General features: G+C 58.6%; 15 protein-coding genes and 2 tRNA genes. 9 read left to right on the plus strand and 8 right to left on the minus strand.

Features of this window, described 5'->3' with window-relative positions; genetic code table 11:
- Positions 1–3: 3 nt before the first annotated feature.
- Together LZG00_10495 and LZG00_10500 are read left to right on the plus strand one after the other, a co-directional pair.
- Positions 4–828, plus strand: a complete 825-nt coding sequence (locus LZG00_10495; protein MCF3594430.1) for an extracellular solute-binding protein — start codon at positions 4–6, stop codon at positions 826–828.
- Positions 829–889: 61 nt separating this feature from the next.
- Positions 890–1,684: a molybdate ABC transporter substrate-binding protein gene (locus tag LZG00_10500; GenBank protein ID MCF3594431.1), complete on the plus strand. Its 795-nt coding sequence runs from the start codon at positions 890–892 to the stop codon at positions 1,682–1,684.
- Positions 1,685–1,769: 85 nt separating this feature from the next.
- Here the strand turns inward: LZG00_10500 and LZG00_10505 are convergent, their stop codons facing one another.
- Positions 1,770–2,651: a helix-turn-helix transcriptional regulator gene (locus LZG00_10505; protein ID MCF3594432.1), complete on the minus strand. Its 882-nt coding sequence runs from the start codon at positions 2,649–2,651 to the stop codon at positions 1,770–1,772.
- A 488-nt stretch (positions 2,652–3,139) separates the two neighbouring features.
- Between LZG00_10505 and LZG00_10510 the strand changes: the two genes are divergently transcribed.
- Entirely contained in the window at positions 3,140–3,565 is a 426-nt protein-coding gene (locus LZG00_10510; protein MCF3594433.1) for a hypothetical protein, read from the plus strand.
- A gap of 222 nt (positions 3,566–3,787) precedes the next feature.
- Here the strand turns inward: LZG00_10510 and LZG00_10515 are convergent.
- Positions 3,788–3,863, minus strand: a tRNA-Val gene (locus LZG00_10515).
- Between the two features lie 118 nt (positions 3,864–3,981).
- On the opposite strand from LZG00_10515, the gene LZG00_10520 reads away from it, so the two are divergent.
- The gene (locus tag LZG00_10520) at positions 3,982–4,446 is read left to right on the plus strand and encodes a MaoC family dehydratase (GenBank protein MCF3594434.1); all 465 of its coding nucleotides are present in this window, start codon (positions 3,982–3,984) and stop codon (positions 4,444–4,446) included.
- A 235-nt stretch (positions 4,447–4,681) separates the two neighbouring features.
- On the opposite strand, the gene LZG00_10525 is transcribed toward LZG00_10520, so the two are convergent.
- Positions 4,682–5,254: a histidine phosphatase family protein gene (locus tag LZG00_10525; GenBank protein MCF3594435.1), complete on the minus strand. Its 573-nt coding sequence runs from the start codon at positions 5,252–5,254 to the stop codon at positions 4,682–4,684.
- A gap of 238 nt (positions 5,255–5,492) precedes the next feature.
- On the minus strand, positions 5,493–5,999 hold the full coding sequence (locus LZG00_10530) for a hypothetical protein (protein MCF3594436.1): 507 nt from the start codon (positions 5,997–5,999) through the stop codon (positions 5,493–5,495).
- Between the two features lie 137 nt (positions 6,000–6,136).
- Between LZG00_10530 and LZG00_10535 the strand changes: the two genes are divergently transcribed.
- On the plus strand, positions 6,137–6,358 hold the full coding sequence (locus tag LZG00_10535; protein ID MCF3594437.1) for a helix-turn-helix transcriptional regulator: 222 nt from the start codon (positions 6,137–6,139) through the stop codon (positions 6,356–6,358).
- Between the two features lie 150 nt (positions 6,359–6,508).
- On the opposite strand, the gene LZG00_10540 is transcribed toward LZG00_10535, so the two are convergent.
- From LZG00_10540 to tgt, 4 genes are all read right to left on the minus strand, one after another.
- A tRNA-Val gene (locus tag LZG00_10540) sits at positions 6,509–6,583 on the minus strand.
- Between the two features lie 19 nt (positions 6,584–6,602).
- Entirely contained in the window at positions 6,603–7,226 is a 624-nt protein-coding gene (locus tag LZG00_10545; GenBank protein ID MCF3594438.1) for an HU family DNA-binding protein, read from the minus strand.
- 266 nt (positions 7,227–7,492) lie between these two features.
- A complete protein-coding gene (lon, locus tag LZG00_10550) occupies positions 7,493–9,898 on the minus strand; it encodes an endopeptidase La (protein ID MCF3594439.1) in 2,406 nt (801 codons plus the stop codon).
- A 597-nt stretch (positions 9,899–10,495) separates the two neighbouring features.
- Complete coding sequence (gene tgt, locus LZG00_10555; GenBank protein MCF3594440.1) at positions 10,496–11,626, minus strand: tRNA guanosine(34) transglycosylase Tgt; 1,131 nt, start codon at positions 11,624–11,626, stop codon at positions 10,496–10,498.
- Between the two features lie 136 nt (positions 11,627–11,762).
- Here tgt and LZG00_10560 point away from each other — a divergent pair, with 136 nt between their 5' ends.
- The 4 genes from LZG00_10560 to tpiA all read left to right on the plus strand — a co-directional run bounded on the left by LZG00_10560 (position 11,763) and on the right by tpiA (position 14,431).
- Positions 11,763–12,545 (plus strand): enoyl-CoA hydratase-related protein, encoded by a 783-nt coding sequence (locus tag LZG00_10560; GenBank protein ID MCF3594441.1) that lies wholly within the window; start codon positions 11,763–11,765, stop codon positions 12,543–12,545.
- Between the two features lie 288 nt (positions 12,546–12,833).
- Positions 12,834–13,196: an SUF system Fe-S cluster assembly protein gene (locus tag LZG00_10565; protein MCF3594442.1), complete on the plus strand. Its 363-nt coding sequence runs from the start codon at positions 12,834–12,836 to the stop codon at positions 13,194–13,196.
- 29 nt (positions 13,197–13,225) lie between these two features.
- Complete coding sequence (locus LZG00_10570) at positions 13,226–13,594, plus strand: iron-sulfur cluster assembly accessory protein (GenBank protein MCF3594443.1); 369 nt, start codon at positions 13,226–13,228, stop codon at positions 13,592–13,594.
- A gap of 84 nt (positions 13,595–13,678) precedes the next feature.
- The gene (tpiA, locus tag LZG00_10575; protein ID MCF3594444.1) at positions 13,679–14,431 is read left to right on the plus strand and encodes a triose-phosphate isomerase; all 753 of its coding nucleotides are present in this window, start codon (positions 13,679–13,681) and stop codon (positions 14,429–14,431) included.
- The last annotated feature ends 22 nt before the right edge of the window (positions 14,432–14,453 follow it).

A 14,453-nucleotide genomic window follows, 5' to 3' on the forward strand; every position in this document is an offset into this window, starting at 1 on the left:
ACCATGTTCAAACGTAGCTTCCTCGGTCTCGCCACGGCGGGCCTTCTGGCGCTTGGCCTCACCGGCCCCGCCGCTGCACAGGATGATTTCATCATCGTGCAATCCACCACCTCAACCCAGAATTCGGGCCTCTTCGGTCACATGCTGCCAATGTTTCAGGACAAGACCGGGATCGAAGTGCGCGTCGTCGCCGTTGGCACCGGTCAGGCGATCAAGAACGCCGCCAATGGTGATGGCGATGTCCTGTTCGTCCACGCCAAAGCGGCGGAAGAGAAATTCGTCGCCGATGGTGACGGCGTCAAGCGTTCCGACGTGATGTATAACGACTTCGTCATCGTCGGCCCGCCCGCGGATCCCGCAGGTGTTTCCGGCATGTCCGATGTCGCCGCCGCCATGGTCAAAATTGCCGAATCCAACGCCCCCTTCGCCTCGCGCGGCGACGATAGCGGCACCCACAAGGCCGAACTGCGCCTGTGGAAAGACGCCGGCGTCGATGTCAACGCCGCTTCGGGTGGCTGGTATCGTGAAACCGGCTCGGGCATGGGTGCCACGCTCAACACCGGCACCGGCATGGGCGCTTATGTCATGACCGACCGCGCCACATGGATCAGCTTTGGCAACAAAGGTGATTATCAGGTCGCCGTTCAGGGCGATGCCAAGATGTTCAACCAATATGGCATCATTCTCGTGAATCCTGAAAAGCACCCCAACGTAAAGGCCGAACAGGGCCAGAAATTCATCGACTGGGTGCTTTCCGAAGAGGGCCAGAGCGCAATCGCTTCCTATAAAATAGACGGTCAGCAGCTGTTCTTCCCCAACGCTGACTGACCCACGTCGGGGGCGCGCCATCTCCCGGCGCGCCCCTTTTTTCAACGTCAGGAAATTCCCCATGAAACCGATCATCTCAGCCGGGCTTCTTGTAACGGCAACACTCGCAACGCCCTCTTCTGCGCAAGAGGTCCACCTGCACGCCGCAGGCAGTCTGAAAGCCGCGATGACAGATATTGCCGACGCGTTTGAAGCGGCCAATAGCGCAAGTGTCGCGCGTAATTTCGGGCCCTCCGGCCTATTGCGTGAACGCATCGAAAAAGGCGAAACCGCCGAGGTATTCGCCTCCGCCAACATGCGCCACCCGCAAACCCTGGCCGACGCCGGGCTTTCCGGCCCCGTGACCATGTTCGCCCGCAACAGCCTATGCGCTTTGGCGCAACAAGGCGTCGCGCTCACAACAGACACCATGCTCGATGTCATGCTTTCTGACGACACCCGCCTTGGCACCTCAACGCCCAAGGCCGACCCCTCGGGTGACTACGCCTTTGAACTTTTCGACAAGGCCGAGGCGCTCAAGCAAGGCAGCACCGCCAAGCTCAAAGCCAAAGCCCTGCAACTCACCGGCGGCCCCGACAGCGCCAAACCGCCAGAAGGCCGTAACCCCTACGGCTGGGTGATGAGCGAAGATCGCGCCGATGTGTTTCTGACCTATTGCACCAACGCCGTGCTGGCCCAACGCGACACGCCGACATTGCAGATCGTGCAATTGCCCGACGCGCTGTCGGTGGGGGCCAGCTATGGGCTTAGCGTGCTGAACAACAGCTCGTCAGAAGCCTCCGATCTGGCCGGTTTCATCCTCGCCCCCGAAGGGCAGCAGATCCTTGCAAGTTACGGGTTCAAACCCGCGAACTAAGCGACAAAGCGAGGGATGCACGCGCTTGCGCTCATCTTAGGCACCAACCAACAGCCAGCGCAGGCAACATGCCTTCGCTGGTGCGTCAGACCGATAGCCAGCGCACCGCGCCCATCTGCCCAAGATCATACCCGCCCATCGCCTGCGCCTTTTCACGACATGCCGCGCCTTGCGCGAAGCCAAGCAATTTCTGCACGGGTTCCGTGAAATAGGCCCGCCGGTCGATCAACAAATCAAAGCGTTCCACAGCCAGCGGCAGAAATCCAAGGTTGAACTGCCGCGCCATCGCCTCGATCCCCGTCGCAGCATCCGCCTGCCCTGCCGCCACTGCTGCCGCCGCGTCATATTCGGTATGCGCCAGCTCGTTGACCGGTTTCAGATCGCTCATGCTCAAACCCTCGCGCGCCAGCATGTCATCGAAAAACGTGCCCCCCCCGGCACCGGGCTGGCGCTGAACGACGCGCTTGCCCCTGAGATCGCCAAACCCGGTGATCGTGTCACGCACCCCCGGCGCCAGAACAAGCCCGCGCGCACGGCTCGCCCAGGCAATCAGCACACAGTTTTTCAACCCCTGCGCAGCGACAGCATCAACATTCCAATCGCCCCCACAGGGAATATGCAGCCCGGCAAGCGCCGCCTGCCCCTCTGTAAAACTGTCCAGCCCGGCGCGGCTGCCATTGAACAGGGTCGCAAGGTTCGATCCACATTCGCGCAAGGCCCAGTCCAGCAACGGATCATGCGACCCGCTCAGCACCGCAGGACGCTCCGCCTCCGCGCTCCCCGCGCCGGTTTCGATCCAGTTCAGCAATTCGCCTTGCGGAAAAAGCAGCTTGCCGGTGATGCGCCGATGCGGAATCTCTCCCGCCGCCGCAAGGTCATACACCTTGCGCTCCTTCACGCGCAAAATCTCGGCGACCTCTTTGGTCGTCAGATAACTTGGTGCGTTCGCTGTCTGGTCTTGTGGCATCTGGCGGCTGATCTCCCGGAGCTTGAAAATGGACTACCCGACCGCCCTGCGCAAGACAGAGGTGCGATCATGCCCTGATCCGGGCCGTCACAACCCACAACGCGCCACAACCGCAGCGGCGCGCAACACAAGAGAATGGTGCAAAGGGGAAATGGTGGGTCGTGAGAGGCTCGAATTCTTCGTGGTTATAATAATTTCCAAAACTTACGTGACGTTTTGTAACCGCATAAGCACCTTCCGAACGGACCGACTGACGTAACGCTAAGCAATCACTCGTCAACTAAATTGCAATCGTGCAGCAATCGGACTGCATTATGTTGAGCACTATTTAATTTTAATTGCACTATTTTGGTAGCTTATTTTGCCACAATTGCAACATCTTTCAAAGATATTTGCAGGCAAAACAACTCTACTGCTGGCATATTTTCGCCGACGATAATAGCCTCGAAACTTGTAGTGCTAACGCTGAAACAAACTGGAATAACCCCATGAATAGAAAGACAACACTCATCATCATATCAGCACTTGCTCTATCCGCGTGCGTCAATCAAGAAACGTTTGTTAAACAAAATATGCGATACACGGATTTTGAACGTGATCGCGCTGCCTGTGAAACTAATGCTGCCCAACAAGTTCCTGTAAATAGAAGCCCCGGAGCTGAAATCGCTGTAGCACTAATTACGGGCATTTATCAGGTGAACGATGCGAATGCGCCAGCCAGAATTCGAAATTATGAATCTTGTATGATATCAAAAGGGTATCAACGAATGGAGCTTCCTCCGTGTAAGGATATGACCGACGCTCGTGCCAACGGGGTTGGGCCGTTGACTCACAATAGGCGGGTGCAGCTTACCCCCAAGAGCTGTGCAACTAATGACACCTCAGGTCGGATTGTTTTTCATCAGCAAAGCTAGAATAGAAAACCCGCCGGGGTAATCCGGCGGGTTTGTAATCTCGCCAAGCGCGGTCACGATCTCGGTATCAGCATCGGTGCCGTAAAATTCGGGGCTGTTGGCGATTGATCATATGCGCACCTTGCCAGCCATTCTCATCTCCGTTTGTAACCAAGTTTGTTACATCAAAACCGACATTGCGGCCTATCTGAACGGGTTTTGTTTGTTTTCAACAAGTTAGAATGGTGGGTCGTGAGAGGCTCGAACTCCCGACATCTTCGGTGTAAACGAAGCGCTCTACCAACTGAGCTAACGACCCAAGCGTCGGTGTGATTACCTCGCGTCTGCGCGCCTTGCAAGCCTTTTTCAACACCAAATGTCACTTGACGTTACGCGCCCTCCCGGCTCCCCTTGTCGTGATACCCAAGGAGACCCAGATGACCTTTGATCCAACAGCCCATAGCACCCACAACACAAGGGCCTTTTCCGATTTCACCCCAGGCGAGGTGTTTCGCGCACCATCGCGAACAATGACCGAAGGCGTGTTTGCTGCGTTCCAGGCCGCCAGCGGCGACAATCACCCGATTCACTATGACCGGGCCTACCTCAAGCGCCTCGGACACCCCGATCTTATGGCGCATGGCTACCAGACGCTGATCCAGGCGGCGATCGGCGCGTCTCCCCTGGCGCATCAGATGGGCGAAGCCTTGATCGGATTTCTCGAACAATCCTCGCGGTTTCTCAAACCGGTCTATTGCGGTGACACGCTTTATCCCAGCTTCACCATCACCGAAATGACCCGGCGCACCACCACCGGCACGATGACCTTGGCAATCACCATCCACAACCAGCACGGTGCGCTGGTCATCGACGGCCACCAAACCTACCTGATGCGGCTTTGACGACAGGCAACGGCCCGTCTGTTGCACGCGCCAATCTCCCTTCTGGCAGAACGGGCCATCGGCCTCTTGATATAGATTGATGTCAGGGGGCCGCTTCGCCCCGCCATCCAAGCAAGACCCTGATGCTTTATCCGGAACGCTCCAGCACGCTCACACGCAGCTATTGAGCGTTATCAGCAGAAAAACTGCGCAAACGAATGGCTGAGAGACGCAGCAATGTCAGCGAGCTACAAGCTTAGCGATGCGTCACTTCCAATCCATCGCGCAACTCAATCACCACGCCTTGGGCGCGTTCCATCGCCTCCATGTCATCAAGCGACGCGCCCAAAACGATACCGCGCAGGAAACTCATGATAATTCCATGGCTCACGATCACCGCCGGGCCACGCAACCCGTCAAGAAAGTCAGCAGCCCGCGCGCGCATATCATCGGCGTTTTCGCCGTCGCTTTGCAGACAAAGGTTGAAGATCCCCTGCGTCGCAAGCTCGGGGCGCGCTTTCAACAGATCGGCGTAATACTGCCCCTCCCAACTGCCCATCGAAACCTCTTTCAGCCGCACATCGAACGTCGGTTCCAAACCAACCGCTCCCAATGCAATCCCGGCCGTCTGACGGGTGCGCCGTTGCGGGCTGCAATAGGCCGCAATACCGTCGGGCAAATCGAGCCCACGCAGAATTTCGCCCTGGCGGCGGGCATGATCGCGCCCCAGATCGCTCAGGTCCGATTCCATCTGCCCCTGAATGCGCCGATCGCGGTTCCAATCGGTCTGCCCGTGGCGCAACAGAAAAAGCGGTGGATAATCTGCCATCGTGAAGTCCTCTCTTGCCCGCCCAATGCCCAAGTGATCCCTATGCCCTCGCCCCTATCACGGCAGAGCCACCATCACACGCGCCAGACCGGCGCATCCGGCGATAACGTTGCGTTTCCCTGGCGGCCCCTTCTTGCGCCTTGGCGGCGACACCAATACGCAATCGGCCCCGGGGAGACATCCCCAAGGCCGATCCGGCACTCTTGCAAGCGCCTCATTCAAGCGGTTTCCGCCTGGCTTATTGCAGTTTGCTGACGACGTTATCGGCAAAGGCAGCCAACATCGCCTGGTAAAACACCTCGCTGCTCACCTCCAAGACGCTCAGATCCGTCCCTTCAGGATAGTAAACCTGCGCCTGCTGAGCAGACACCGTCAGCTCATAAAGTTCCTCAGGCGCTTCGACCGGCTGTTCCTTCTCCTTGTAGGTCCGCTCAATCTTGACCCAACCGCGCAGGGTGGCATTTTCCAAACCGGTGGCCAGTTCGAAGTTATTGGCCAGCGACACCTCGTCGATATCAACCATCACGATTGCGCCGGACTCGTCCATCCGATCAACCACGCGCGCCAGAATCGCAGCCTCCAGATCGGCGCTGATATCGTGCCAGACCGTGGCGGCCTCGGCATTCTGGATCGCTTCGATTTCGGTCTGCACCTCAATCTCTTTCACCATCATTTCGTCTGCCATCGCGGCACTCGACAGGGCCATCGCGCTGACAAGCGCACCGCTGAGAAGAATCTTGTTCATGATCTGCTCCATTCCTTGTGTTGCCCTTTCGGGCTGTGCAGAACCAACCGCCGGTATCTGGAAAAGTTCCCGACAGTTTCCAAAGCAGTCCCACCTTTCACAGCAACCACACCCAGCCGATCCGGCACAATACACCCATGACCCTACGCACCCGTATAGCCCACAACCTCAAAGCGTACCGCAACGCCCAAGGCATGACACAGGCAGCACTTGCCACCAGATCAGCAGTCAGCCGTTCCTATGTGTCGGATATTAAGCGGGCGAAGGTCAGCGTGACCTTGGATGTGCTGGAACGGTTGACGAAGGCGCTGGGTGTTGATCCCTACGCCTTGACGGGAGAGCCACTTCCGAGCGATTGAGGGAGATGGGGTGCAAAAGTGACCACACCGCCCTCACAGCCCCCTAATTAGTGTCATACACAGCCCCCAAGCGTCAAATATTTGGGGGCTAGTGTCATACATTAGTGGCTTAGATGGCTATCTTCGCCATTGATTTCCTTGAGAAAATGATGGTGGGTGATAAGAGATTTGAACTCCTGACATCTTCGATGTGAACGAAGCGCTCTACCACTGAGCTAATCACCCGTTGCCGGGGCTTTTAGCCTCACTCGGCAGCCTCTGCAAGAGGGTCTTTGCCCGCCGCTGGGCCACTCTCGTCACCGCTCTCGCCCGAGGCTCCACCTCCGGTTCCACCGGTATCATTGGGCTGGCGGATGCGGGTCATGAAGACCTTTCCGTTGGTCAATTGCTTGGTCCGGGTGACCTTGAGCTTGCCAAATCCCGGCAGGTTGATCGACCGGCCCTCGGCAATCGCCTCGCCAAGCAATTCCAGCGCCGCTTCCAGGGCCGCCTTGGCATCGCGTCGCTTCACACCCGACCGTTCGGCCACGGTTTCGATCAGATCCTTCTTGCGCAATGCCGCGCCTGAGACCACGGGTGTGACCTCGCTCACCACCACAGGATCGACCGCTTTTGCCACCGGCACCGCAGGCGCGCTGCCCGATGTTGGTTTGGCGGTCGTTTTCTCGACCCGCTTCGCCTTCTTGGCCAATGTCAAATCCGCCGCCACCTTGACCTCGGGTGCAGTCGCGTCTTTTACCACCGTCGTCGTCGCCGCGGATGCTTGCGCGGTCTTGGCGCCGCTACGCTTGCGGCTTGCGCGCGATGTCTTGTTGGATTTGCCCGTACCGCTCGCCGGTTTACGGGTGCTGGATGCCCTCGTGCTCATCTGCTTTTGCCTCTGCTCTATCTGACATTTTCGTCAGCTTTTTTAATTGTGTTTTGTAGTTTACCCGCTCTTAACCCCAATATCTAGTGAAAGTTGCGACCACCCATTGCACCTGCCAAGTGGAAATACCGCCCCGATTGGCGCGGGCAGAGTGCCCGTCACGGTGTCGTATCCCCGCCTGTCACCCAACCGGCCCGCAACGCTCCGCCACGAAAAAGGCCGCCTCCAACCGGAAGCGGCCAATTTTCAGCGTAAGGAGGACCGGTTCAGTGCGCCGTCGCGCCACTGCCCGCACCCTTCGCGGCCAAGGCAGCGGCCGCCGCCTCTTCCGCCGCCTCGTCCCATTCCACAGGCTCCGGCGCAGAAACCAGCGCCTTTTCAATCACTTCCGAGACGTGTTTGACCGGGATAAGCTCCAACCCTTCCTTCACGTTGTCAGGGATTTCGGCCAGGTCCTTCACGTTCTCCTCAGGGATCAGCACGGTTTTGATACCCCCGCGCAGCGCCGCCAGAAGCTTCTCTTTCAGCCCGCCAATCGGCATCGCATTGCCACGCAAGCTCACCTCGCCGGTCATGGCGATATCCTTGCGCACCGGAATGCCGGTCAGCACGCTGACGATCGACGTCACCATGGCCAACCCGGCGCTCGGCCCGTCCTTGGGGGTCGCGCCATCGGGCACGTGAACGTGGATGTCCCACTTCTCGAACTGCGGCGGCTTCACCCCGATCTGCGGCGCAATCGAACGCACATAGCTTGAGGCCGCATCGATGCTCTCTTTCATCACATCGCCCAGCTTGCCGGTGGTCTTCATCCGCCCCTTGCCCGGAAGGCGCAGCGCTTCGATGTTGAGCAACTCACCGCCCACCGAAGTATAGGCCAGCCCGGTCACGACACCGACCTGATCTTCCTCTTCGGCCAGACCATAGCGGAACTTCTTCACACCAAGGAAATCGTCTATATTCTCGTCACTTACGACAATATGTTCAGCTTCTTTCTTGATGATCTGAGTCACCGCCTTACGGGCGATCTTGGCGATCTCGCGCTCAAGATTCCGCACCCCGGCCTCGCGGGTGTAATAGCGGATGATCGAAGTCAACGCGCTATCCTGAAGCTCAAACTCGTCTTTCTTGAGTCCGTGGTTCTTGATCTGCTTGGGCAGCAGGTGCTGCTTGGCAATCTCGCGCTTTTCATCCTCGGTATAGCCCGCCAGCGGAATGATCTCCATCCGATCCAGCAGCGGCCCGGGCATGTTATAGCTGTTCGAGGTGGTCAGGAACATCACGTTGGAAAGGTCGTATTCCACTTCCATATAGTGGTCCACGAACGTGCTGTTTTGCTCCGGATCAAGCACTTCGAGCATGGCCGACGCCGGATCACCCCGGAAATCCTGACCCATCTTGTCGATCTCATCGAGCAGGATAAGCGGGTTGGTCGTCTTGGCCTTTTTCAGCGCCTGGATGATCTTGCCCGGCATCGACCCGATATAGGTCCGACGGTGGCCACGAATCTCGCTCTCGTCGCGCACGCCGCCCAGCGAGATGCGAATGAACTCGCGCCCCGTTGCCCGCGCCACGGATTTACCAAGACTGGTTTTACCCACACCCGGAGGGCCCACAAGGCACATGATCGGCCCTTTGAGCTTCTTGCTGCGTTGCTGCACGGCAAGGTATTCGACGATCCGTTCCTTGACCTTGACCAGCCCGTGGTGATCCTCGTCCAAAATCTCCTGCGCCTTGTGCAGGTCTTTCTTGACGCGGCTTTTCACACCCCACGGAATGCTCAGCATCCAGTCGAGATAGTTGCGCACAACCGTAGCTTCCGCACTCATCGGGCTCATGTTCTTGAGCTTTTTCAACTCGGCTTCGGCCTTCTCGCGTGCTTCCTTGGAAAACTTGGTCTCGGCGATCTTGGCTTCCAGCTCGGCAACCTCGTTGCTGCCTTCCTCACCGTCGCCCAGCTCCTTCTGAATGGCCTTCATCTGCTCATTCAGATAATATTCCCGCTGGGTGCGCTCCATCTGGCTCTTGACGCGCGTCTTGATCTTCTTCTCGACCTGCAAAACAGACATCTCGCCCTGCATCAGGCCATAGACCTTCTCCAGCCGCTCGCTGACACTCAGCGTTTCCAGCAAGTCCTGTTTCTGTTCCACTTCCAGCCCAAGATGTCCGGCCACCAGATCGGCCAGCTTGGCCGAGGCATTGGTTTCACTTACTGCTGCAAGCGCCTCTTCGGGGATGTTCTTGCGCACTTTGGCATAGCGCTCGAATTCCGCCGTAACGGTGCGCTGCAACGCCTCGATCGTGGCCGCATCGCCCGGCATTTCGGTCAGATACTCGGCCCGCGCTTCAAAGAAATGCTCATTGTCGAGATATTCCACAATCCGCACCCGCGCCACACCCTCGACCAGCACCTTGACGGTGCCATCGGGCAGCTTCAGCAGTTGCAGCACATTGGCCAGCACCCCGGCCTTGTAAATTCCATCAGCTTCGGGCTCATCCACGCTCGGGTCGATCTGGCTCGACAGCAGGATCTGCTTGTCGTCCGCCATCACTTCTTCCAACGCGCGCACCGACTTCTCCCGACCCACGAAAAGCGGCACGATCATGTGGGGGAAGACCACGATATCGCGCAGCGGCAGCACCGGATAAGAGGCGTTAAGGGGCTCTTGCATGCTCATGATTTGCTCATTTCCTTGTTCTTGGCAAGACGCCCGACCCCTCTTTGAGGCAGCCAAAGGCGTCTCCACGTTTCCGATTGGTTAATTGGGCCTTGCCCCGGACCATTTCAACCATTGAGACACAGAATGCCCCGCCCCCACGACAGGGGCAAGGCACAATTCCGGCAGGGTTGATGCAAATTCAGACGTGCTGGCGGCTCAGGCCAGCACCGCCGCCGCAACACTCGCAACCCCCATCCAACTCAACGCGAACAGTGCAAATCTCATGGCTTTCTTTCCTCCGGTTGCTGAGATTACAACCCAAGGCGACACCGATTGTTCCCCGCCTGTCCCCAAACGCTCCCATGATCGTCCGCCCAAAAAACGCCCACCGCGCCTTCATCTTGCCAAAAATATCCCCGCCGGAGGCTCCCGTCCTCTCCCCGCTACCACCGCCAGACATCCAGACGCCGCCGTCCAAAATCACGCTTCCCCAATCCCACGCACCGAACATACCTCGGCGACACCGATCAAACGCCCCATGTAGCTCAACAGCATTGCGGGACGGTGGGCGGGGCGCCCCGCATCTGCGGGAGCGCCGCACCCGTCACCCTACAAAGGCTCGATATCGCCTTGCGCACGCCCCGCATGAAAATCCGCCTCCCAGGCGCCAAACTGCCCCTTGGCAATCGCCCCGCGCATCCCCGCCATGATGTCCTGAAAATAATGCAGGTTATGCCAGGTCAGCAGCATTGAAGAGATAATCTCCTGCGAGCGAAACACATGATGCAGATACGCCCGCGAATAATTCCGGCACGCCGGACAGCCACACTCCTCGTCCAATGCTCTTGGATCATCCGCATGGCGCGCGTTCTTGATGTTAAGCACACCGTGACGGGTAAACACCTGCCCGGTGCGCCCACTGCGTGACGGCAAAACACAATCCATCATGTCGATTCCGCGCTTCACCGCCCCGACGATATCATCTGGCTTGCCCACCCCCATCAGGTATCGCGGACAATCCTCGGGCAGCATCCCCGGCGCATAATCCAGCACGCCAAACATCGCCTCCTGCCCCTCGCCCACGGCCAGCCCGCCAACGGCATAGCCATCAAAGCCGATCTCTTTCAACGCCTCGGCGCTCTCCTCACGCAACTCCCGCGTGACGCCCCCCTGTTGAATCCCAAAGAGCGCATGGCCCGGCCTGTCGCCAAATGCCTCGCGCGACCGTTTGGCCCACCGCATGCTCATCTGCATACTTTTGGCCACCACCGCATCTTCCGCCGGAAGCGCCGGGCATTCATCAAAACACATCACGATATCGCTGCCCAGCAGGCGCTGTATTTCCATGCTCGTTTCCGGACTCAGCATATGTTTCGAGCCATCAATGTGGCTCTTGAAGGTCACGCCCTCCTCCGTCAGCTTCCTGAGCCCCGCCAGTGACATCACCTGAAACCCGCCCGAATCCGTCAAAATGGGCCGCTCCCAATTCATGAACCTGTGTAGCCCGCCCAGCTTGGCAATCCGCTCGGCCCCCGGGCGCAGCATCAAATGATAGGTGTTGCCCAACAGGATATCCGCCCCCGTCGCGCGCACGCTTTCAGGCATCATCGCCTTCACCGTCGCCGCCGTGCCCACCGGCATGAAGGCGGGCGTGCGGATCTCGCCGCGCGGGGTTGAAATCACGCCCGTGCGCGCCGCGCCGTCCCTGCCTTTCAGATCAAATGAAAATCGCTCAGTCATGGCGCATCCCCTGTCATGATTGCGCCTGCATAGACCAAGGCGCGCGGCGCTCCAACCCATCGGCTACGTCACGTCGCAAGTCATGGACAACCCCCCGTTCTTTGCGCCAAACTCTGCCCCAAAAGGGAGACCCGCCATGAACCAGATGACCACACCCGATCTCGTCAGTTCCGATCTGGACAATGGCGTGCTCACCATCACCCTGGGAAATGGCCGTGCTCACCCCCTTTCCGCTCCGATGATCACGGCGCTGCACAACGCCGTTGACGCCGCCAGCAGCAATGAAGCCGCCCGCGTCATCGTCATTCACGGCCCCGGTCACATCTTTTGCGCGGGTCATGACCTCAAGGAAATTGCCCGCCACCGCTCTGACGCCGACCATGGAGAAGCGTATTTGCGCGACCTGTTCAATGCCTGCGCCGCAATGATGCAGGCCGTCACCAACGCCCCCAAACCCACCATCGCGCGGGTCGAGGGCATCGCCACGGCGGCCGGTCTGCAACTGGTCACCGCCTGCGATCTGGCCTTCGCGTCCGACACCGCCACCTTCTGCCTGCCCGGCGTGCTCAACGGCGGCTTTTGCACAACGCCCGCTGTGACCGTCTCGCGCGCCGTCGGGCGCAAGCACCTGATGGAACTCCTGCTCTCGGGCACGCCTAAAGACGCGGCATGGGCTCTGCGCACCGGCCTCATAAACGAAATACTGCCCGGCGACGAAATCGCCACCCATGTCGCAACATTCGCGCAAACCCTCGCCACCCGAAACCCCGGCCCGATTGCGGCGGGCAAAGCCTGCACATATGCGCATCTCGACATGGACATCGCCAGCGCCTACGACCATGCGACCGAAACGATGATCGGCCATTTCATGGACCCCGACAGGATCGCATACGAAAAATCCTCACGCTGGACAAAATGAACCCGCAATGACCGCTTGCCCACGCGACACGCCATCGGCAACGCCCAAGACCCCACCCGACACTTCGCCCCCGCGAACGCCATGTTAACCTTAACGCGGGTTAATACATTCCAGAATCTGATGTCATACGCTTGGCAGCCAGGCAGCAGCCGGGTTTCACCCCTCGCCATTTGCACCGCGCGCTGGCGTTAACCATGACCTTGTGTGGTTAATCATGTCGCACCCCAGCCTCTTTACGTGCGCGCATTAAATCCTTATATGTTTCGTCAGGATATACAGAGGCCCGCCATGACCCAACAACCAGAACCATTTGAAGGCAGCCCATTGATCGCGCCGTCAAGCACGACTCACCCGATTTATGACGCGGTGGTTGAAGCGTGCAGATCTGTCTATGACCCTGAAATTCCAGTGAATATTTATGATCTCGGGTTGATCTACACGATCCTGATCAGCGATGATGGTGACGTCAACGTGACCATGTCCCTCACCGCACCGGGTTGCCCTGTCGCTGGCGAAATGCCAGGATGGGTCGCAGATGCGATCAATCCGGTTCCCGGCGTTCAGACCGTCAATGTCGAACTCGTCTGGGATCCGCAATGGGGCATGGAAATGATGAGCGACGAAGCACGGCTTGAACTCGGCTTCATGTAATGTTTTCAACGGACTGAAAGGAGAAGCTCATGTTTGGCATCCCTGGCAAACAGGCCGTTACCATGACCGACAAAGCGGCTGCGCAAATCTCCAAACTGATGCAGAAAGACGGCCACAAAGGCCTGCGGATCGGCGTCAAGAAAGGCGGCTGCGCAGGCATGGAATACACCATGGCCTATGTTGATGAGGTCGACCCGCTTGACGAAATCGTCGAGCAGGACGGCGCGCGCGTAATGATCGCGCCAATGGCCCAGATGTTCCTGTTTGGCACGGAAATTGACTATAAGATCAATCTCTTGGAGTCCGGGTTCGAATTCAACAACCCCAACGTTTCCGAGGCCTGTGGCTGCGGCGAATCGATCAAATTCGACGAAGCTCTCTCCCAGAACCTCAAGTAACCCGGTCCGCAAACCCCGCTCCTCTTTTCTCAGGCGCAGCATCGCGCTATCAGAGCGCAACCGTGATGTGAAAAGGGGATCAAGATGCGACGCAAACTGGCAGCAGGCAATTGGAAGATGAACGGCACCAGCCGCTCCCTGCACGAGGTCGAAAATCTGATAAAAACCTTTTCAGATCCGACAGTTGACCTGCTTATCTGCCCCCCCGCCACTTTGCTGCACCGGATGTCGGAACTCACCGCGTCAAGCCCGATATCCGTTGGCGGACAGGACTGCCATACCGCCCTATCCGGGGCCCATACCGGAGATATTTCCGCCGAGATGCTGCGCGACGCCGGCGCAACCGCAGTCATCCTCGGCCACTCCGAACGCCGGACCAATCACGAGGAAAACTCCGAAATGGTCCGCACCAAGGCCCGCACCGCCCAAGCCATTGGTTTAACCGCAATAATCTGCCTCGGCGAAAGCCTGTCCCAACGCGAGAGCGCCAACACGCTCGACATCATCGCCGGTCAGCTCGCCGCCTCCCTGCCCGACAACAGCACCGCCGAAAACCTTGTCATCGCCTACGAACCAATCTGGGCGATTGGCACTGGCAAGATACCCACACTGGCGCAGATCGGCGAGGTGCATGATTTCATCCGCACCCGGCTTGAGCGCCGCTTCGGCGCCGGAGTAGGCCGCGGCACCCGCATCCTTTATGGCGGCTCGGTCAAACCCGACAACGCCGCCGAAATCTTCCGCGTCCCCAATGTAGACGGCGCTCTGGTCGGCGGCGCCTCCCTCACGGCCGCAGATTTTTCCCCGATTATCAAGGCGTTGGAAAAGGCTGCCTGACCCCTTCATCTTGCCCGAAATA

The organism is Rhodobacteraceae bacterium LMO-JJ12, assembly GCA_021555075.1.
GTDB lineage: Bacteria > Pseudomonadota > Alphaproteobacteria > Rhodobacterales > Rhodobacteraceae > JAKGBX01.

Bases quoted from the DNA above. Each gene is read 5' to 3' on its own strand.
- LZG00_10495 (MCF3594430.1), top strand. From the start codon at position 4: ATGTTCAAACGTAGCTTCCTCGGTCTCGCCACGGCGGGCCTTCTGGCG.
- LZG00_10500 (MCF3594431.1), top strand. From the start codon at position 890: ATGAAACCGATCATCTCAGCCGGGCTTCTTGTAACGGCAACACTCGCA.
- LZG00_10505 (MCF3594432.1), bottom strand. From the start codon at position 2,651: ATGCCACAAGACCAGACAGCGAACGCACCAAGTTATCTGACGACCAAA.
- LZG00_10510 (MCF3594433.1), top strand. From the start codon at position 3,140: ATGAATAGAAAGACAACACTCATCATCATATCAGCACTTGCTCTATCC.
- LZG00_10520 (MCF3594434.1), top strand. From the start codon at position 3,982: ATGACCTTTGATCCAACAGCCCATAGCACCCACAACACAAGGGCCTTT.
- LZG00_10525 (MCF3594435.1), bottom strand. From the start codon at position 5,254: ATGGCAGATTATCCACCGCTTTTTCTGTTGCGCCACGGGCAGACCGAT.
- LZG00_10530 (MCF3594436.1), bottom strand. From the start codon at position 5,999: ATGAACAAGATTCTTCTCAGCGGTGCGCTTGTCAGCGCGATGGCCCTG.
- LZG00_10535 (MCF3594437.1), top strand. From the start codon at position 6,137: ATGACCCTACGCACCCGTATAGCCCACAACCTCAAAGCGTACCGCAAC.
- LZG00_10545 (MCF3594438.1), bottom strand. From the start codon at position 7,226: ATGAGCACGAGGGCATCCAGCACCCGTAAACCGGCGAGCGGTACGGGC.
- lon (MCF3594439.1), bottom strand. From the start codon at position 9,898: ATGCAAGAGCCCCTTAACGCCTCTTATCCGGTGCTGCCGCTGCGCGAT.
- tgt (MCF3594440.1), bottom strand. From the start codon at position 11,626: ATGACTGAGCGATTTTCATTTGATCTGAAAGGCAGGGACGGCGCGGCG.
- LZG00_10560 (MCF3594441.1), top strand. From the start codon at position 11,763: ATGAACCAGATGACCACACCCGATCTCGTCAGTTCCGATCTGGACAAT.
- LZG00_10565 (MCF3594442.1), top strand. From the start codon at position 12,834: ATGACCCAACAACCAGAACCATTTGAAGGCAGCCCATTGATCGCGCCG.
- LZG00_10570 (MCF3594443.1), top strand. From the start codon at position 13,226: ATGTTTGGCATCCCTGGCAAACAGGCCGTTACCATGACCGACAAAGCG.
- tpiA (MCF3594444.1), top strand. From the start codon at position 13,679: ATGCGACGCAAACTGGCAGCAGGCAATTGGAAGATGAACGGCACCAGC.